We start from the raw sequence: 20,074 nt of genomic DNA, 5'->3' as shown, positions 1-20,074 counted from the left end.
TTTAATTGATTGAAAACTATACAAAACGAAGTGCTACAATGGTTTGCAGTTTAGCATTCTGATTTTATTGTCCAATGGCACAAGATTTCAATGCTTAAAAAAATTCTCATTTGTACGATGTTCAGCCAAATATAAAATTTGGAGGATTATTTTTATTTAGGGGTGTTGGATGTTAATAAATGCAATGTATTACCGATGTGCCATAGCAGATTCTGACGTATTTCTATGCAACAATTATATTTGTTTTATGTATATAAATCAGTATAGAAGAATCAACCTATACCTAAAAATGCATCATTGTTAAGTCATGAAAATAAGCAGTTAAAAAAAGAATATACGATGCATATGGTCTGCTTCGTATATTCTTTTTAGGTGAGTAAATGGTGTTAAATATAAATTAACCTAATGATTTCGAAGATAAATATTTTTCTGCATACTCATTGGTTAAGCGTTCTTTTTCAGATTCAGATAAATGTGGATTATTTAAAATTTTATTGATTTCAATATCAAACTCAAGCAAATCATCTGCAATTGATTGTTGAGGAGGAATAGGAGTTGCTTCTAGATGAATTTGATTTGAATGATGATAACGATAAAATAAAAAAACAAAAATAAAAAAACTGGTGGTGTTTCAAAAAGTATGCTGACATTAAATGAAGCCATTATTGATGTAAAAAAAGGTTAAGTCGAAAGCTTTAAAATGGTTTTCAATCTTTTTTGAAAAATTACAACTCCTTCTAAAACCGCGCCTAATTCGATGCCTTATTTTGCAATTATTACCTTCAATACCTACAGTAAAAAATTTACCAATACTTTGCTTGCAGTTTTTAAAAGCAGTTATGAAACTGTCCCAATGATCACTTGCAATTCGGGTGTAGTGAATACCTAATTGTTTAAGCTTTGCCTTCAATCGTTGAACTGTAGCTAAGTCTCTTTTACCCCAAACATAAGCAACAATCTCACCTGTTTCTCGATGGTAGGCGTAAATAAGCCATTGTTTATTATTTTTATTTCCCACAAAAGTCCAAAACTCATCAACTTCAAGAGACTCATAATGACTTTGTTTAGGCTGAATTTGGTAGGTCGATTCGGTTAAAGTACGTAAAACTTTACCGATACTGATTCGCTCAACTTCAGCGATATCTCGTATACCACTACCTCTGACCATCAACTGTAATATTTTTCGAGTAATGCCTGAATGACATCCTAGATAGCTCAGAGCATGGTCACCAATAAACTGACGTTTACAGTCTTTGCACTGATAGTTTTGTTTCCCATCTACTTTGATGCCATTTTTCTTTATACTGTCACTGAGGCAGGTTGGACATTTGATTTCTAGAGTTATTCGCATTTCTCTATTTTATCAAAATTCAACCTGCTTTGTTTCAGCATACTTTTTGAAACACCACCAAAAAACTAATAGAAATAATCACGATTATTGGAAAGTTTAGCATGTGTATGCTCCTTTTTTATATTTGTGCAAGACTATTTGAAAATTTGATTTAAAAGATTGTTAATTATAATTTAATAAATGGGTGGAGTGTTATTTTTTTGTAAGAAAACGACGACTAGCTGAATGAACTACACTTTATTTTTTAATAAAAAAGCATTAATAAATTCAAATGCTAATGTTACATAGGTTTTATAGTCTTAAAAACTGAAGAAGCCTGTATACAGGCTTCCGATGAAAGATTTGATATAATCAGTTCTTGGGTTCGGGTGGTGTCAGACCAAACTGCAAATAGGCTTGATTGGTGGCAATCCGTCCACGTGCAGTACGCATGACATAACCTTGTTGAATCAAATAAGGTTCAATCACATCTTCCAAGGTTCCAGAGTCTTCCGCCATAGCGGCAGCTAAAGCTTCTACACCCGCAGGACCGCCATCGAAACGTTCCAATAACATACTTAAATAACGACGATCCAATGTGTCTAAACCATCTTTATCGACATTGAGCATATCTAAAGCGCGTTGCGCCATTTCCTGTGTGACTTCGCCTGTACCTTTGACTTGTGCGTAGTCACGGACACGACGTAATAAGCGATTTGCAATACGAGGTGTACCCCGTGCACGACGAGCAATTTCTTTTGCACCATCGGAAGTTGTAGGTACATCCATAAGAGAGGCAGAACGTGAAACAATATGGGTCAGATCTTCAACCGAATAAAACTCAAGTCGTTGCACAATACCGAAACGATCACGTAAAGGCGAAGTCAGTAAACCTGCTCGTGTTGTTGCAGCAACGAGGGTAAATGGTGGTAAATCCAGTTTGATGGAGCGTGCCGCAGGTCCTTCACCAATCATGATATCGAGTTGGTAGTCTTCCATCGCAGGATAGAGAATTTCCTCAATGACAGGGGATAGGCGGTGAATTTCGTCAATAAAGAGTACATCACCTTCTTCGAGATTGGTCAGCATGGCTGCCAAATCACCCGCACGCTCCAATACAGGACCTGAAGTAGATTTCAGATTGCCCCCCATTTCACGGGCAATAATATTGGCGAGTGTGGTTTTACCTAAACCCGGTGGTCCAAAAATTAAGGTGTGATCAAGGGCTTCACCTCGTCCGCGCGCTGCACCAATAAAAATTTCCATTTGCTCACGCACCACAGGCTGACCAATATAGTCATCGAGTGAAGTTGGACGAATGGCGCGATCAAAATGATCTTCGGGTTTTTCAGAACCACTGATTAAACGGTCTTGCATTGGATGATTAATCTAACTCTTTATCTTTAATGTATCAGGATTGACTTATTTATTCATTGACTTCAAAGCGGCACGGATGATATCGCTTGCTTCAGTAAAATCACCTTTGGCAGCATTAACCAGCTTTTGTGCTTCCGCAGGTTTATAACCCAAAGATTGTAAAGCGGCTTCGGCTTCTGCAACAGCGGAGTTGCCTGTAAATTGAATTTGTGTGGTACTTGTACCGCTTGCCGCAGCACCTGTGGAAAATGCTTTAAAACGATCACGTAGTTCGATCATTAAGCGTTCAGCAGTTTTTGCACCTACACCCGGAACTTTGACTAAGGTTTTCACATCGCCATTTTCAACAGTATGAATCAGCATTTCCACACTTAAAGTTGAAAGAATGCCTAAAGCCATTTTAGGTCCAACGCCATTTACTTTTAACAAGGTACGGAAAATGATTTTTTCTTGTTGGTTTAAAAAGCCGTAGAGGAGTTGTGCATCTTCACGGACGGCTAAATGCGTCCATAAAGTGACTTTTTGCCCTTTTTGCAGTTGGCAAAATGTGGAAAGTGGCGTGTCGATTTCATAGCCAACACCATTTACATTTAAAAGTACAGTAGGTGCTTCTAAAGCTAAGACTTCACCAATAAGACATCCGATCATTGCATGTGTTCACTTATTTTGTTCATGGTTGAATACTAGTTGCCATTTGCTCTAAACGCAAAAAAATCATTGCTAATTTACAGACAAACACTTTTTTCAGATTTAAATTCTATATACCAACTATTTGCAGTTTTGATGTTGGGTCGGTAAATGCAGCTCAGGGTATGGTTTTTTTCTTGAATAAAAATCATGATTCCAACATTCTTTTTTTCAACCCAACCATTTTTCTTGAATTTAGGAATATAAATTTGTTCAAATTCTATGATGCTGAGTTCATTTTGAGGAATAGTAATTTTCAATGTATGGTTTTTACCATGTGGACCTCCTAGTGATAATGAGAAATTTACGTTATTAGGAGTATGAATAAACTTTGGAAAAATACTTAGTGCCTCGTTATATAATGTAAGAAAAATATCAGGCTTACCCTTTAAAATTTGTTCGATTGTTTGATCTACTACAGGTTGTTTATTCTCAGATTTTATATGCACTAATAAATAGAATGTACCAAAACATATAGAAAAAACTAAAGCAAATGGCAAAAGATAATAAACAAAAGGCGGAAGTTTTCGTTCATTCATTTAATCATATCCGAGATATTGAGTTTTCAATCGAATTAAAAGAACCCAACCTTATTGCCTTGTAGTTCTTGAGCCAAATTATACGCTTGATGATCTGAAAACTTACTCACAATATCCAAAACTTGCATAATATTGTCATAATGATCATCACTAAAACGAGCACCAAAGCGATCTAAAATTGACATTAAACGACCATCTTTAAAACTCAAAGTCTTATTTGGTGTAGTGAGTGGGATAAAGGCATCTAAAATATGTTGCAAACTTTGATGGGCAATAATTTCTAAACCCGACTTTTGCGGATGTTCAAAGATTTTTTCACGTGCTAAATTCTTTGCTTTTTCAATCCCAATTTCAATATCTTCAGCACAATACTGCAATAACGAACCTTTGAGCTGCCCTGAGAGGATTTGGAAATGGTTTTTAGCAAAAGCCGTGGTGACTTCATCAACTAAGCGTTTCATGACACGTCCACGCAAAGCCGCGATTTTTTGTTGCCAAGTGGTATAAGGCATACTCAACTCCGCAGGCACACCATAATCACCCAACAAATTGAGGAAAATTGGTTCAACTTCTTCATAAGACAGCATATTTAAAATAATGCCATCTTCAAGGTCAATGAGGGCATAACAAATATCATCAGCCGCTTCTAACAAATATGTCAGCGGATGACGACACCATTGATATTCACCGAGTTGAATCAAACCGAGTTGATCTGCAATCTGCTTTAAAATTTCTTTTTCTGCTTGGTAGCAACCAAATTTAGCTCGTTTGTTGGCAGGTGTATTGCCTTGTGACTCGATGGTCTTAGATAGCCAAGGGTATTTTAAGTAAGCCCCTAAGGTTGCGTAAGTCAAACGCATACCCCCATCGTTGGGATGATAATCAATTTTAGTGAGTAAACGTAGACCTTGCGCATTGCCTTCAAACTGACGCACATCGGCTTGTTGTTCAGGGCTTAAATCTTTTAGAAAGTCGGTATGTGAAGCATCGTCAAACCATTCACGAATGGCATATTCACCTGCATGTCCAAAGGGCGGATTACCAATATCATGCGCTAAACAAGCCGCTTGAATAATGGCACCCACATCGGCAGGAGAGATCCACATCGGGAGTTCATCTTGAATTTTTTCTGCCGCAAGCATGCCGAGTGAACGACCAATACATGATACTTCTAAGGAATGCGTAAGTCGTGTATGAATGCCATCGTGTTGCGTGAGTGGATGAACCTGAGTTTTACGATTCAATTGTCGAAAACTTTGAGAAAATATAATGCGATCATAGTCTTTATGAAATGGGCTACGTGCCTGTTCTGTACTTTGCTTTTTGCTGCCTAAACGAACTGTGGAAAGCAGTTCTAACCAACGCATTTGAGTCATTTATCATGCTTCAGTATTTTACTTCAATTGATCATGCCAAATTTAGCGTGAATGTACTAGGGTAGTCGTTGGGTTGTGCGACATAATTTGTCTTTTAGGCTTAAATAAAATTTAAATTTAAGGGGATGGTGTTACATGCCCAAAGAGATAATCAAAAGGGCTACATTCTAAAAGTACGAATGTGTCTATAGAGGGTAATGTGTGTTGCTGATATTGAGGGTCAAGCAGAAAGAACGTGACTAAATAACAAAACTCGTCCATAAAGGCAAAAAGATGTTGTTGAAATTGCAAGGTATTTACACGTAGGCAAGGTAAACTGCCTGAAAAATATAAAATGCTCTGAGTCGTTTTCAAAATGCTAAAATGATGATGTTGAATCAATTGTTGTACAACATCATGATCAATAGGGACATTACATGAGAATTCAATTTTTTGTGCAGATGCGCAAGATGAAAAATCCAGTTGAGCTTGCGATCCTCGCCATAAGGGCTCAAGTAAAGTATTGATGTGCGTAGTCACTTCGAATGGAAGGGCTTGATGGTCGATGTGATGGCTGTTTAGAAAGTCTAGTATGTCGTTGTATAACATGATTATCCCAATGTATTGAATGTGTGCTGATGGGGTGCTTTGAAGTGGTGTTGGTATTCTTATGCGTATAAATAGCTTGCCTCACCAATTTTGACCACTGCCATCTTCATTACAGCAAAGGTCGCTTTACGAATTTTTTCCTGATAGGCTGAATCAGTAGTTTTTTTGTACTTGGAAGCAATGTTCTGTGCTATATCATATTTTTTCATCAAGATGAATGGGGACGCAGGTAAAATTGGAAAATGCTCCAAAATCTATCTATCCTCGATAGCAATAAAAATAAAGGCGTTGAGTTGCATAGCATATTCCAATATTCAGATTAAAAAAGAGTAGGAGAGATAGGATGTCAGATGGGCAAGATCCTCATCAGCAATTTCCTGAAGATGATGGCAATATTGTGGATGAGTTAAAAGCACAATTCTTTGCTTTTGCGATCTATGGACTGATTGCATTGTTCTTTTATGGGTTTGTACAATTTTTAGCATCTTTCGAGCCAAAAGTACGCTTAAAATACGATGATATTCCTGTCGAACAGCGTTTAGAACAATTACCCTCACGTTTTTCTTATTTTTATCAGCAAGCACAATTGGGTTTTAGTACCGCTTTACCAACCATAAAGTATTGGGATTTTAGATGGCAACATCAAAAGATGTCATACAAGTTATTTCAGTTTAGTATCGCTGAGCAAAATATGACAGAACAACAGTTTATGCAGAACATAATGCCTCGTTTGATTGCACAAGGTTGGACATTGTTGACACCGCCTTATGAGGAAGAAGTTCATCTTGCACCTGCTGATTTTATATTTTTAGATACAGAACATAATCGTCTATTTGTGACGAAGCCTATGCATAACAAAGAAAATCCACAGTATTGGCAAGTCTCTTTTGTGGAAAATTCAGGGATTTATGAGTATCTAGCACCTGTTTAAAGCGCAAAATAAATTTTCATGCAGATGACGATGAACGTAAGCGACGCTTTGATCCTTATCTGTTGGTTGTTCTATATACAATTTAAGGCGCAATTTCCTTGCGCACTTGCATCAGTAAAAGACCTAACCAATTTTTACCTTTGCCATCACCACCATCGCCCCAATAAGCATCATTTTCTGTATGCTCAATCAGCTTTGCCTCACCTGTAGAAATTAACAAATTTTTTAAATCTTCATGTTGAGTAAATTTAGCAATCAGGACTTTTTTCATCACATTATTTTTTATAGATTCCCAATCGTTGCGAAGCTTTTGTTTACGGTCACGTCCTAGACGTGCTGCAATCATCGGAGATCTTTCCGCACGAATTTTTTCTTGATATTGTGGATCAGCAAATTTCTGTGCTTGAAAATAGTGTTCAGTGGTGTGCCATATTTTTCCATCAAGTTTGATCGGAAAATGTGCAAAGTTGGAAAACTCGCCAAATTCATCTTGTGTGCTATAAAACTTAATTTTGGTCATAGTCATTTCAATTTTTGTTGTGATTTAATAGGTGTTATAGTGACACTATATGGGTTGAAATGCAAATTAAAAAGAATAAAGTAGCTAGATGGCAACGATTTATTAAAGAAGTGACTGAGGGAAAATAAACATAATAAACTGAAAAATGGGCTTATCGTTCTATATTAATCAATTGTTACTAATCATGTTTGAACTTGAAAGTCAAAGTAAATAGCGCATTTTAAATAAAGAAAACTTAATTTTTTAAGCTGTAGATGACTAGCTGAAAATGCGCTTTCACAGTAGAATATGCGCTCTCTTCAAGTCACATTGCGGTGGGTTGTCTAAACCTGCCCGTGGAGCCAAAAACAGCATGTTTATCATTGCCGGTGCACCCGCACATTCTTCTTTTAAGCAAACACAACTATTAACACGTTTATCGTCTATCAGTTCTGTTCAATCAATAGAAAGCCAATGGGTCTATCTGTTTGACCAAGCGCTCAGCGAGCAGCAACAGCAATCTGCGTTACAGCTTTTAAATGACGGTGCTTCATTTGACATTCGCCAAGCTGCAAGTGATGAAGTGCAAATTTTAGTGACACCTCGTGTCGGTACGATTTCGCCGTGGTCATCAAAGGCAACTGATATTTTTGCCAACTGTAATACGCCTGTACACCGCTTAGAACGCGGTGTTTTGTTTACTTTAAAGGGTATTTCTGAAGTATCAGATGCAGTTAAGCAAGTTCTACATGACCGTATGACAGAAAGCGTATTCAATCAAATTGATGACGCAACTACATTATTCTCAGAAACTGAACCAAAACCGTTAAATGCCATTGATATTCTCGGTCAAGGTAAAGATGCATTAGTAAAAGCCAATTCTGAGTTTGGTTTTGCTTTATCTGATGAAGAAATTGACTACTTAGTTGCTGCATTTAATAAATTGGGTCGTAACCCACACGACATCGAACTGATGATGTTTGCTCAAGCGAACTCTGAACATTGCCGTCATAAAATTTTTGGTTCTGAATGGACAATTGATGGTGAAGTTCAACCATTGTCCTTGTTCCAAATGATTAAAAACACGTATAAAGAATCACCTACAGATGTCTTGTCAGCGTATAAAGATAATGCTTCTGTGATCGTAGGCTTTGACACACAACGTTTCTATCCGAAAAAAGATGAAGCGACAGGTCACCACGTTTATAAATACAAGAGCCAAGCGGCTCACATTCTCATGAAAGTGGAAACACATAACCATCCGACTGCGATTGCGCCATTTGCAGGTGCAGCAACAGGTTCAGGTGGTGAAATTCGTGATGAAGGTGCAACAGGTCGTGGTGGTAAACCAAAAGCTGGTCTAACAGGTTTTACCGTTTCAAACTTAAATATTCCAGGTTTTGAACAGCCTTGGGAAGAAAACTACGGCAAACCATCTCGTATGGCTTCACCTTTACAGATCATGATTGATGGTCCTTTAGGTGGTGCAGCATTTAACAACGAATTTGGTCGTCCTGCGCTCAACGGTTACTTCCGTACTTTTGAACAAAATGTCAATGGCGATGTAAAAGGTTTCCATAAACCAATCATGATCGCAGGTGGTTACGGGAATATCCGTCCTGATCACGTTGAAAAAGATGCCATTCAACCGGGTGATTTACTGATTGTACTCGGTGGTCCTGCAATGCTCATCGGTTTAGGCGGTGGTGCAGCGTCTTCTGTAGACAGCGGTAAACTCGGTGAAAACCTTGATTTCGCATCTGTACAACGTGAAAACCCTGAAATGGAACGCCGTTGCCAAGAAGTGATCGATGCATGTTGGAGAATGGAAGACTTTAACCCAATCGTATCTGTACATGATGTCGGTGCGGGCGGTATTTCCAATGCAATGCCTGAACTCGTAAATGATCACGAACTTGGTGCAATCCTTGACTTGCGTAAGATTCCGTCTTTAGAGCCGGGTATGTCGCCAATGGAAATCTGGTCAAACGAAGCACAAGAGCGTTATGTATTGGCGATTCGTCCAAGCTCTTTAGAATTGTTTGAATCATTATGTGCACGTGAACGTTGTCCGTTTGCTGTATTAGGTGAAGCAACTGAAGCACGTCAGTTGACTGTCAATGATCCATTGTTTGACAACAAAGCTGTGGATATGCCAATGCAAGTGATGCTTGGTGGTACACCGCGCATGAGCCGTTCATATGAAACCATTGAGCGTAAAGGTGATGACTTCACTGCTGCGAAAGTAGTGGATTTAAAAGACGCAATTTTCCGTGTTTTGAAAAATCCAACAGTTGCATCTAAATCATTTCTCATCACCATCGGTGACCGTTCAATCACAGGTATGGTTGCACGTGACCAAATGGTTGGTCGTTGGCAAGTTCCTGTTGCCGATGCAGCAGTGACAACCACAAGCTTACAAGGCTACACAGGTGAAGCGATGGCAATGGGTGAACGTCCACCTGTCGCATTGTTAAATCCTGCTGCTTCTGCACGTTTATCGGTTGCAGAATCGATTTCAAATATCATGTCTGCAAAAATCGACCAAATCAGTGACATTAAATTGTCTGCAAACTGGATGGCGGCTGCAGGTCAGCAAGGTGAAGATCAGGCACTGTTCGAAGGCGTAAAAGCCATTGGTATGGAAATGTGTCCTGCACTGGGTATTGCAATTCCTGTCGGTAAAGACTCATTGTCAATGCGTACCACATGGAATGACGAAGGTGAAAATAAATCGGTGACTTCGCCAATGTCAGGTGTGATCACTGCATTTGCACCTGTGACTGATGTACGTAAGACATTAACACCTGAACTTAAAAATGAAGATTCAGTGCTTGTACGTATTGATTTGTCTAAAGGTCAATTCCGTTTGGGCGGTTCGATCCTTGCGCAAGTGTATAAAGCCATTGGGTCTGTTACCCCAGATGTAGATAGTTTTGATGACTTCAAAGCTTTCTTTGCATTGGTACAAGACTGGAACAATCGTGGCTTGATCAAAGCGTATCATGACATCGGTGATGGTGGTTTACTGGCAACAGTTGCTGAAATGATGTTTGCTGCACGTCTTGGTGTAGCTTTAGAAGATCAATCAACTGAAAGTCTATTTGCCGAAGAAATTGGGGCTGTATTGCAAATTTCTAAAGCGGATTGGGCTGCATTGGCAGACGAAGTTGCAGCATCTAAATTAAAAGATGCAATAGCAGTGGTGGGTACGGTTAATGATACAGACACTTTAACTGTGAATGGTTTAAGTTTAAGCCGTGCTGAGTTACAACAAGCATGGACTGAAGTTTCTCATCAAATCCAACGCTTACGTGACAACGTAGAAACGGCAGATCAAGAATACAGCCTAATTGCTAATATAGAACATAAAGGTCTGATTGCATTACCAACATTTGACTTAAATGAACCTGTCGAAGCGCCATACATCAATGAACGTCGTCCAAACATGATGATTTTACGTGAACAAGGCGTAAATGGTCATGTGGAAATGGCTGCGGCATTTGACAAAGTGGGCTTCAACACTGTCGATGTTCACATGAGCGATTTACTCTCAGGTCGTATTGATTTAGACGACTTTGAAGGTCTAGTGGCATGTGGTGGTTTCTCTTACGGTGATGTATTGGGCGCAGGTGGCGGTTGGGCGAAATCTGTATTGTTCAATCCAAAACTACGTGATCAGTTTGAGAAATTCTTTAGCCGTGACAATACCTTTTCTGTGGGTATTTGTAATGGTTGTCAAATGCTTGCACAACTTGCGCCATTAATTCCGGGTGCAGACAATTGGCCACGTTTCCGCCGTAATACTTCAGAAATGTTTGAAGCACGTGTGGTGAATGTAAAAGTTGAAAAATCTCCATCGATTCTTTTAGAAGGTATGGAAGGTTCGATTCTTCCAATCGCCGTGGCACATGGTGAAGGTCGTGCAGAAACGTCTGCTGAAAATTTTGCATCATTGAATGCAGGCAACCAAGTAATTTTACGTTATGTAGATAGCTTGGGTAATGCAACGCAACACTATCCATTGAACCCGAATGGTTCACCTGAAGCAATTTCAGGTGTAACTTCGAAAGATGGTCGTGCAACGATTATGATGCCGCACCCTGAGCGTAACTTCCGTGCAATTCAGCATTCTTGGAAACCTGAAGAATGGACTGAGGATGGTGCATGGTTACGTATGTTCCGTAATGCCCGTAAGTTTATTGGTTAATTGATCCATTCAATTTGCTATAGAAAAGCCCCGAAAGGGGCTTTTCTATGCATAATACATAGATAAAAAGGATGAATATAATGAAAATAAAGCACATGCTTTCTATTATTTTAATGTGTGGGCTATTACAAGCTTGTTATCCTGTTTATAAAACTATTCGGACTCCTGTTCAAGTTGAAGTCGTTGATGAGCAGGGAAAAGCGATCAAAAATGCAAAAGTTGTGATGGAAACCACACAGCGTCCAGCACGTGTTATGCCTGTTTTTAATCGTTTATTTACAGATGCACAAGGTAAAGTTGAGTTCAAAAGACAAAGAAAATGGGTAATGGAAACTTTATTCATACATGGTTTTCAGGTCTATAGTTGGAATCTATGTATTTCAAAACAAGGTTATGAAATGCCTAAATCAATTGATTTGAAAAAGCAAAATGGAAAGTCTATACGTATTATCTTGAAACAACAAAAAGTCATAAAAACTGAAGGAAATGAGTGCTTTGATGAAACGATGGATCCAACACAGATGGCTTATTAACATCGTGTTTCCATTAGAGATGAATGAAGATTGAATATGTATAGGTATTTAAATTGTTACACTTCAAAACTTGGTTTATTTTTTGCTTAATTTACATTGTTTTTATATAGACAGATTTTGCTCCAAAACTTATCAATTCAGTAAAGAATGAATGAGGTGCCAAAATGATTAAAACAGTTAATGATCAAAGTATAGATCGCGTTGCATTGCGCCAACAAGGATGGAAATGGTTTGCAGTCGTTTTAGGATTGCAAATGTTAATCATCATCACTGCTTATATATTGGCATAATTTTTTAAAATCACAAAAACCACAGGTTTGTGGTTTTTTATTGGCTATAATTTATTGAAAATTAAAAAGGTCTTTCTATGTTAAGAATAATATTGGCATTTGTATGTCTTTGGACAACGCAATTTACAACAGCGAAAGATATAAAAATTGAAAGTCTGATTAATCGCCAATCCATAAACTGTGAAATGCCCAATCCTATGATCAACTTTATAAATGATGTGAATCAGCAAAATAAAAAACACATCCAAGTAAATAAAGCTTTGCAAACAGTACAGTTGGATAAAAATAAGTATTTAGGAGTGCAGGGCTACCAACATTATAAAACCAAGAATGTAGATCAAGATGACTTTGCCGTAAATACGCAAGTATATGGTGTAAAGCTGATTAAAATTGCGTTGCAAGGAATACGTACTGTAGAAAGTGAATCAGGTGCTTATTATTTTATTTTCGAGGGTAAACCGTCTACTGTGACGTATCACATACGCAAGGCAATGGCTAATGACTGGAATATTGAGAATACTTTACAAGAAACACCTCAGGGGAATTCCAAGTTAGTATGTGTCTATGCAGGTTAAAGCATGAAGAATGCACTTTTATTTATCATTTTAGCGTTAGGATTGACAGCGTGTTTTCCTGTCTATAAAAAATTAAAACCTGAATTTGAGGTGAATGTCGTTGATGAAAATGGTCAAGCAGTAGCAAATGCGCAAATTATTTTACTGACAGAGGTTCATCCTGCGATAAATACCATAGCAAAGATTCAAAAATTGACAGATGCACAAGGAGTAGCAAAATTTTCAGGACAACGAGAATGGAAAGTTGAGAGTCTAATGATACATGGTTCGAAATATTATCATTGGTCGATTTGTGTGCGAAAATCAGGCTTTATCACTCAAGGTATGATAGATGCAGATCAAAGCAAGATTAAAGTTGTTTTATTGCCACAGAAAGCAGATATTTTGTTGAGTGAGAGTGAAAAAGTATTACAAGACACAGTTGATATTTTATGTGCTATAGAATAAAAAACCACCCGAAGGTGGTTTTTTGATCTTAAAAATTAATGTGTTGCATCAAAGTTATAAGATTTTTGCTTTTCTGTATCGAACTGACCTTCCCATTTACTGATGACAAGAACAGCCAATGCATTACCAATGACGTTTAATACAGTACGTGCCATATCTAAAATACGGTCAATACCTGCAATAAATGCTAAGCCTTCAAGTGGAATACCGACACTACCGAGAGTTGCCAATAGCACAACGAAAGATACACCCGGTACACCAGCAATACCTTTAGATGTAATCATTAAGGTCAATACCAAAACAACTTGTTGAGTAAGCGTTAAATCAATACCGTAAAGCTGTGCAATAAAGATCGCAGCAATACTTTGATAGAGTGTTGAACCATCTAAGTTAAATGAATAACCGATCGGAACAACAAAACTGGTGATTGATTTCGGCGCACCATAAGCTTCCATTTTTTCCATCATACGTGGTAAAACGGTCTCAGAGCTTGCAGTTGAATATGCTAGAATCAATTCATCTTTTAAGATTTTGATAATGGTCCAAATACTGAAACCACAGAATTTTGCAACAAAACCAAGCACGATAAAGATAAAGAAGAAGATTGCACCGTAAACTAATAATGCAAGTTTAATGAGTGGGACTAAAGAACTAAAGCCAAAGTTAGCAACGGTTGCAGCGATCAAACCGAAGACACCAAATGGTGCAAACATCATGATCATGTGCGTAACTTTGAACATGGTTTCAGAAACAGCTTTCAATACATCAATTAGTGGTTGTTTGGTTTCTTTAGCCAAAGAACCTAAACCAATACCGAATATCACAGCAAAGAAGATGATGGGCAACATATGTCCATCATTCATTGCCGCAAAAATATTAGACGGAATCAATGAAAGAACAGTATTGACCAAGCCATGGGCATGTTCACTGACTTCTTGTGTGGTTTGTTGATATTGTGAAATGTCAGAAGTCGTTAACTTCGACATATCAATCCCAGCACCAGGTTGGAAGATATTTGCTGCAACTAAACCAACGATGATGGCTACAGTCGTAATCACTTCAAAGTAGACAATGGTTTTAAAACCCAATTTACCTACACTTTTGGTATCCCCAGCATTTGCAATGCCCAAAATCAGCATAGACAGCACAAGTGGGATCACAATCATTTTAATAAGATTAATAAAAATCTTACCTAATGGTTGTAAAAAATTCGCAACAATATCATCACGTATTTCAGGAGAATTGTGCAAAAATGCCCCGACGATAACACCGAGGAAGAGCGCAATAACAATTTGCCAAGCAAGGCTAATTTTCATTTTCTTCATACTGAGCCCTTAAAATTCAGATTTTGGCGAAAAAGTAAAACTCTATGAAACACACACAAAAAATCCCCCGACAAGAACTGTGGGAGTTATATTTGGGGGCTTTTGAGCGTTTAGAGTATTTCGAAAATGCTGCATTTTGCGCTTATTTAAGTAGTGAGCATAATTTTTTTATGTAAATTTGTTATCAATTGCATAAAAATAATTCAGTTTTATTTAATTATTCAATTCTATTTGTAAGATTAATTAATTTTATAAATTATAGTTGGGCTTTTTATTCTTATTTTTTATACATATAAGCGACCCGATAAAAAGCTAAAACCAATAAAATCAATGCCAAAGTGCTTAAATAAATCAGTTTAGGCATGATCAGAGCGAAGGGGACACCCATTTGATTAAGTTGAATAAACAGATTAATGCCTTGTGTAGAAGGTAAAATATGTGAAAAATATTGCATCCATGTCGGCATAGCAGAGATCGGCCAAGCTGCACCAGACAATAAAAATAATGGAATAGAAGTAAAAACCAACAGATGCCCTGCACGCTCAGACACGTCCAAAAAGCTTGCAAGCAGCATCGCAAGTCCAATCACACAACTGAGATAAATTGGAACAGCAATCAGCATTCCTGTGAAATTTCCACCATGGGGATAATCATACAGCCAATAGGTAAAACCAAATAAATAAAAACAGCCTAGGCAACCAATGGTGAGTGCTGCAAAATAAATTCCGCAGAACTCACTGAGCGATGCACGCCAAAATTTTTCACGATAACCTGCAATGAGCATGCATAAGCCAAGTAAAATGGTTTGGTGAATGATCAATGGAGCTATGGCAGGGAAAATATAACTGCCATAGCCTGAAAGAGTATTAAATAAAGGAATTTGATGGATTGAAAGTGCAGCTTTAAAATGCGAAATTTGTCCAAATTTTGCAGCATGTTCGGCAAGTGTATTTTCGATGGATGTTGCTAAACCTAAACCGATTTGTTTGGTTTTTAAAAAATATGCTGCGCTAAGATAAAGTCCAATCCCACCTGTTTCACCGCGTGCAATGCTATTCGATAAATTTTGAGGTAAATACAAAATCCCATCGGCTTTTTGTTGTTGTAGCAAGTGTTTTGCTTCTTCAAAATTACCTGTGATATCTTGAACTTTCACATTGGGACTTTTATAGACTTGGCTAATAATGGCATGCGTTAAATAACTTTGTTCTTCATCGACAATCACAATAGGCAATGCTTCTGCTTGTTGTGCCTTGTAAGCGGTTGGGTAGAAAAAACTATATAAAAAAATTGACAATACCATTGTGGTTAAAATTGATGAATTTGCTGCAATATTCTTAAAAGTTTGTAGATAATCACGAAAAAGCTGTTTTAAAAAGTTGCTGAACTTAGACATGTGCAGCTCCTTGTGATGATTTCTGTGTCATTTTTTTCAATAAGATTGCCGAGACGAATGCATAAAAGATGCAATATACAGCAAGGATCAGTAGTGGAATGAGTGAAATACTGATTGGGCTACCAACCACCCATTGTTCAGTTTGTAATTTTGCATAAGGCGTGTAGGGAATAATATTCGCCCAAAATTGTGTGAAAATAGGGGCATTATTTAATGGTAATGTCACACCTGCAAAACTCAGAGATGAACCGCCATATACAGCGATAAATCCAAAACTTTTCGACAAATTTTGTGTTGCAAGGACCACTGTGGTACTGATTAAGGCATAAGCCAAATAAAACAAAAATTGCCCAATCAAAATGAGCCACACTTGACCTGCTACAAACCAACCGCGGATTTCAATGAGCCAAAACATCCAAAGCCATGTCCAAGCACTAAAAATGAAAACATAGACTAAATTTTTTGCCAAAATTGCGTGTAGAAAGCCTTGATGATGCTGCCATGTTGAAATGCTTTTAGATTTGAGTTCCTGTCCTACAGCAAATGCGACACAACAACATAGCAGCAAATGCAAGATTGCAGGAATCATAAAAGGTTCTAAATAAAATTCGTAACTGAGGTCTGGATTATATAAAGGAGAAATTTTAATGCTGGCTGTGGGGACATTGGCATAGGGAAGTGTATTTGCCAAATAAGTGTTTTTACTAAAATCTGCCACACCTTGTAAAGTTGATACTAACATGGCTGAAGAAATCGTATTGCCAATACTAAAATAAGACTGATTAAAGGCAATGCTAATACCAGCATCTTGTGCTTGTACGAGACGTTGTTCAGCACCCTCAGGAATATGCACATAGCCCCACACTTTGGTCTGGTTAATCAACTTTTCGATATCATCGACATTGTCAGAAACTTCATAGATTTGTAGTGTGCTGCTATGACTTAAATATTTTTCAATATTTAAACTGAGCTGGCTATGATCCTGATCAATGATTGCAATGGGTAAATGTTCTGCTTTACCTGTATAAAACATGCTGGCAAATAAAATCAGTAAACACAGTGGGGCAAGCGTCACCAGTGCGAGATCCCATTTATGACTGATCAAATAGCGCAGTTCACGCAACATGCAGGCAAACATATTATTGTTGCTCTGGTAGCTTAAAAATGACACTCATGCCAATTTTTAGGTGATCAATCTTTTCCACAGGAAGTAACTTTATTTTAAAACTACGTACATCATAACCTCCTGTTTGACGTGTATTTTTGATGGTGGCAAATTCTCCTTCAGCATCGATACTTTCGATTTTAAAATGGGCAGTTCGGTTTAAAGCAGGAATAAATCCTTGTAGCATTTTGCTCTGATAAACTTGCGCATATTGGTCTTCACGGACATTTAAACTGACCCATTGTTCATCGGTTTCAAGCAAGCTTACGACAGGTACACCCATTGCAACGAGTTCAGAAGGTTTACCATAGATTTTAGAAATTGTACCTGATGAGGGTGCGCTTAACGTGGTTTCAGCTTCTAGTGCATTGGCTTCTTTTACCGCAGCTTGGGCGATTTGCACTTGTGCATCGGCACTCGATTTTTGTTGTGTGGTACTGCCACGTTTGGCACGTGCATATTGTTGATAAGCAGCTTCAGTCATTTGATGAGAGGACTGTGCTGCAGCATGCATTTCATCTCTGCGTTGACGGGAAATAACCCCTTCCTTAAATAAGTTTGCACCACGTTGATAAGTGGTATATGCGAGCGCTTCTTGTGCTTTTAAAGCCTGCCAGTTGGCATATAAACTGTCGATATTTTCCTGTTGTGAGCCACGTTCTGCGGTGGATTGTAAAGCCAATGCCGATTGTAATGTTGCCAGTGCTTGTTGTTTTTTCGCTTCAATTTCAGGACTGGTTAAACGCACCAAAACCTGACCTTGTGTGACATTTTGCCCTTCTTTGACCAAAATTTCTTCGATACGGCTTGGAACTTTAGTGCTGATATGGATGGTTTCAGTTTCTACTCGACCTTGTACATCAATAGTTTTCGGTTGATAAGCTTTCCATAAACCAAAAGCAATCAAGCCGAGAAGGGCAATCAGAAGAATTAAACCGATGATCAATAATCGTGTTTTTTTCGCTGCCTTTTCAGTAGATGTTGTTTGTACTGGTGTGGGGTCAGCATGTATTTGCTCTGATTGTGCGCTATTGGGTGCCGTTAAATCTGGATGCTGTTCAGCAGTCTGCTCTATAGCTGCATCGGTCTTTGCAACTTTATCAAGTTTTGGGTCATGTTGTTGTGTCATTATTTTCCCCATTTTAGCGAATATAGTCAGTATTGGATTGGTTTACATAAGTTTTAAACTGATCAATAGAGCCATGACTCTGTAAAAGTGTGGCTAAAGACATCACGTATTTATAGGCATTGATGGCCATTTCTGTTTGAAGGGCGCTGAGTTGATTTTGTGCATCAATGACTTGTGTGGCTGTACCCATAGCTTCTTTAAAAGATAAACTTTGAATGCGTAGGTTTTCCAATGCTGCTGCTTCATTTTGACGTAATAATTGTTGATTCATTTGTGCTGTTTGCATCGCCTGATAGGCACTATAAATCACATTTTCAATTTCTTGTTTGGTACGAGCCGTACCGAGTTCGGCTGCATAGCGCTGTAGTTCAGCTGCTTGTACATTTTTATTTTTATCAATCCCTGAAAATAAATTATAGCGAGCAGCCACGCCTACAATCCAATTTTGATCTTGGTCTAAACTATATTCGCCAAAAGCAAAAACAGTCGGTTTTTTCGCTGCTTGTTGCAGTTTGATATTTTCATCTGCTAAGCGCATATCCATTTGCATTTTTTGTACTAAATGAGAACTTTGCGGATAAGATGCTAATAGTTGATCAATATTCTGCTGTTGTGAACGGTTAATAAAAAGAGGTGTGGTGAGTTGATCAACCGATGATTTATTCAGTAAATTCTTTAACTGAAATTGACTGGTCGCTAAGTTTGCTGTGGCATTCTGATCGGCACGAGTTGCATTATTTCTAGCAACTTCAAATTGCATACGTTGCCCTTTGCTAATAAAACCTTGCCTTTCAAGTTTTAAAGCATTGTTATAATGTTGTTGCATTGCATTTAAATTAAAAGCACTGGCATTGTGTAATTGTTGTTGTAATTGCACATTAAAATAAGCCTGAATCATTTCAAAGCGTTGCGTATCTTGTTGTTGCTTACTGTTGAGTTGGCTGCGTTCTGCTTTGAGATTGACAATATTTTTGGTGGTGGTGGTTAAGCCACCCGTATAAATGGGCATCATCACTGACACGGTTGGGCGTATGGTTTCATCTTCCATCACCACATGAGTGCTATCTGGAATTAAACCAATACCATTATGAATGCCTTGATTTAAACCTTCTTTTAAAGGGTCTGTGATGGTGTTGGGTATATTCTGCTGTGTTTGCCATTGATCTACTTTTTCATTTACACCATAAGACAATGTTTGTTCTAAATTATTTTTAACACCATCCAAAGGAATATCTGTTTCTGCATGAAATTTATAGGCACGTACATTTAAGTCTATACGAGGTAAGCCGATATTTTTCACAGCATCGGCTTGTAATTTTGAGGCCTGATCTAATGCTGTATTGGCTTGAGAGGTATATGAATTTTCAAGTAAATACTGTTCAGCTTGAGCATAGCTAAGATTCTCTGCATATGTCGGGATCGCTAAACTTAAATTTAGTACACATAAGCAACCCAATTGCATCGATGTATATAACATTTTTTTAGGATAATACGTCGTTAATTTCATCTGCAAAATCATCAGTATTTGTTTAAATTTAAAACTATTCTAACCTTGAATGACTAGAATAAATAATCTAAAAGCGACATTTATCATGTGTAATTTTTGTAGTTAAACACAAGTAATATATAGATCATTATGATGCTTAGTCACCACAATAGCGAGAATGGCTTGGAAAG

The 20,074-nt window shown here is 37.8% G+C and carries 20 protein-coding genes; 6 read left to right on the top strand and 14 right to left on the bottom strand.

What is annotated here, in order from left to right; all coding sequences use genetic code 11:
* Positions 1–397 precede the first annotated feature (397 nt).
* From G0028_RS21235 to G0028_RS12520, 8 genes are all read right to left on the bottom strand, one after another.
* Entirely contained in the window at positions 398–520 is a 123-nt protein-coding gene (locus G0028_RS21235; RefSeq protein WP_257222243.1) for a hypothetical protein, read from the bottom strand.
* Between the two features lie 129 nt (positions 521–649).
* Positions 650–1,351 carry an IS1-like element ISPa14 family transposase gene (locus tag G0028_RS12550; protein ID WP_015586042.1) on the bottom strand — a complete coding sequence of 234 codons (702 nt, stop codon included), beginning with the start codon at positions 1,349–1,351 and terminating at the stop codon, positions 650–652.
* Positions 1,352–1,702: 351 nt separating this feature from the next.
* Complete coding sequence (ruvB, locus tag G0028_RS12545; RefSeq protein ID WP_130073102.1) at positions 1,703–2,707, bottom strand: Holliday junction branch migration DNA helicase RuvB; 1,005 nt, start codon at positions 2,705–2,707, stop codon at positions 1,703–1,705.
* 45 nt (positions 2,708–2,752) lie between these two features.
* Positions 2,753–3,355, bottom strand: coding sequence for a Holliday junction branch migration protein RuvA (gene ruvA, locus G0028_RS12540; protein WP_180045083.1), 603 nt, complete (start codon positions 3,353–3,355; stop codon positions 2,753–2,755).
* Positions 3,356–3,432: 77 nt separating this feature from the next.
* Positions 3,433–3,933: a hypothetical protein gene (locus G0028_RS12535; protein ID WP_130073104.1), complete on the bottom strand. Its 501-nt coding sequence runs from the start codon at positions 3,931–3,933 to the stop codon at positions 3,433–3,435.
* A gap of 35 nt (positions 3,934–3,968) precedes the next feature.
* On the bottom strand, positions 3,969–5,309 hold the full coding sequence (locus G0028_RS12530; protein ID WP_180045084.1) for a deoxyguanosinetriphosphate triphosphohydrolase: 1,341 nt from the start codon (positions 5,307–5,309) through the stop codon (positions 3,969–3,971).
* 117 nt (positions 5,310–5,426) lie between these two features.
* A complete protein-coding gene (locus tag G0028_RS12525) occupies positions 5,427–5,897 on the bottom strand; it encodes a hypothetical protein (protein WP_180045085.1) in 471 nt (156 codons plus the stop codon).
* A 59-nt stretch (positions 5,898–5,956) separates the two neighbouring features.
* Positions 5,957–6,148, bottom strand: coding sequence for a hypothetical protein (locus tag G0028_RS12520; RefSeq protein WP_180045086.1), 192 nt, complete (start codon positions 6,146–6,148; stop codon positions 5,957–5,959).
* Positions 6,149–6,240: 92 nt separating this feature from the next.
* Between G0028_RS12520 and G0028_RS12515 the strand changes: the two genes are divergently transcribed.
* Positions 6,241–6,828: a hypothetical protein gene (locus G0028_RS12515; RefSeq protein ID WP_180045087.1), complete on the top strand. Its 588-nt coding sequence runs from the start codon at positions 6,241–6,243 to the stop codon at positions 6,826–6,828.
* Positions 6,829–6,910: 82 nt separating this feature from the next.
* Here the strand turns inward: G0028_RS12515 and G0028_RS12510 are convergent, their stop codons facing one another.
* On the bottom strand, positions 6,911–7,348 hold the full coding sequence (locus tag G0028_RS12510) for an NADAR family protein (protein WP_257222168.1): 438 nt from the start codon (positions 7,346–7,348) through the stop codon (positions 6,911–6,913).
* A 352-nt stretch (positions 7,349–7,700) separates the two neighbouring features.
* On the opposite strand from G0028_RS12510, the gene purL reads away from it, so the two are divergent.
* From purL to G0028_RS12490, 5 genes are all read left to right on the top strand, one after another.
* The gene (gene purL, locus G0028_RS12505; protein ID WP_180045089.1) at positions 7,701–11,537 is read left to right on the top strand and encodes a phosphoribosylformylglycinamidine synthase; all 3,837 of its coding nucleotides are present in this window, start codon (positions 7,701–7,703) and stop codon (positions 11,535–11,537) included.
* An 80-nt stretch (positions 11,538–11,617) separates the two neighbouring features.
* Positions 11,618–12,070 carry a hypothetical protein gene (locus tag G0028_RS12500; protein ID WP_180045090.1) on the top strand — a complete coding sequence of 151 codons (453 nt, stop codon included), beginning with the start codon at positions 11,618–11,620 and terminating at the stop codon, positions 12,068–12,070.
* Between the two features lie 164 nt (positions 12,071–12,234).
* A complete protein-coding gene (locus tag G0028_RS21230) occupies positions 12,235–12,360 on the top strand; it encodes a KGW motif small protein (RefSeq protein ID WP_257222169.1) in 126 nt (41 codons plus the stop codon).
* A 77-nt stretch (positions 12,361–12,437) separates the two neighbouring features.
* Entirely contained in the window at positions 12,438–12,935 is a 498-nt protein-coding gene (locus G0028_RS12495; RefSeq protein ID WP_180045091.1) for a hypothetical protein, read from the top strand.
* Positions 12,936–12,938: 3 nt separating this feature from the next.
* Positions 12,939–13,382 carry a hypothetical protein gene (locus tag G0028_RS12490; protein WP_180045092.1) on the top strand — a complete coding sequence of 148 codons (444 nt, stop codon included), beginning with the start codon at positions 12,939–12,941 and terminating at the stop codon, positions 13,380–13,382.
* Between the two features lie 35 nt (positions 13,383–13,417).
* Here the strand turns inward: G0028_RS12490 and gltP are convergent, their stop codons facing one another.
* The 5 genes from gltP to G0028_RS12465 all read right to left on the bottom strand — a co-directional run bounded on the left by gltP (position 13,418) and on the right by G0028_RS12465 (position 19,859).
* The gene (gltP, locus tag G0028_RS12485) at positions 13,418–14,707 is read right to left on the bottom strand and encodes a glutamate/aspartate:proton symporter GltP (protein WP_130073111.1); all 1,290 of its coding nucleotides are present in this window, start codon (positions 14,705–14,707) and stop codon (positions 13,418–13,420) included.
* Between the two features lie 277 nt (positions 14,708–14,984).
* Positions 14,985–16,103 carry an ABC transporter permease gene (locus G0028_RS12480; RefSeq protein WP_180045093.1) on the bottom strand — a complete coding sequence of 373 codons (1,119 nt, stop codon included), beginning with the start codon at positions 16,101–16,103 and terminating at the stop codon, positions 14,985–14,987.
* Complete coding sequence (locus tag G0028_RS12475) at positions 16,096–17,241, bottom strand: ABC transporter permease (RefSeq protein WP_180045094.1); 1,146 nt, start codon at positions 17,239–17,241, stop codon at positions 16,096–16,098. The genes G0028_RS12480 and G0028_RS12475 overlap by 8 nt, the downstream gene beginning before the upstream one ends.
* A 1-nt stretch (position 17,242) precedes the next feature.
* On the bottom strand, positions 17,243–18,397 hold the full coding sequence (locus G0028_RS12470; RefSeq protein ID WP_180045095.1) for an HlyD family secretion protein: 1,155 nt from the start codon (positions 18,395–18,397) through the stop codon (positions 17,243–17,245).
* 13 nt (positions 18,398–18,410) lie between these two features.
* Positions 18,411–19,859: a TolC family protein gene (locus G0028_RS12465; RefSeq protein WP_227554813.1), complete on the bottom strand. Its 1,449-nt coding sequence runs from the start codon at positions 19,857–19,859 to the stop codon at positions 18,411–18,413.
* Positions 19,860–20,074 lie beyond the last annotated feature (215 nt).

The organism is Acinetobacter piscicola, from assembly GCF_015218165.1.
In the GTDB taxonomy this organism is placed as follows: Bacteria; Pseudomonadota; Gammaproteobacteria; order Pseudomonadales; family Moraxellaceae; genus Acinetobacter; species Acinetobacter piscicola_A.
Note: the sequence above shows the minus strand (reverse complement) of the source record. Positions and strands in the feature narration are given on the sequence as shown.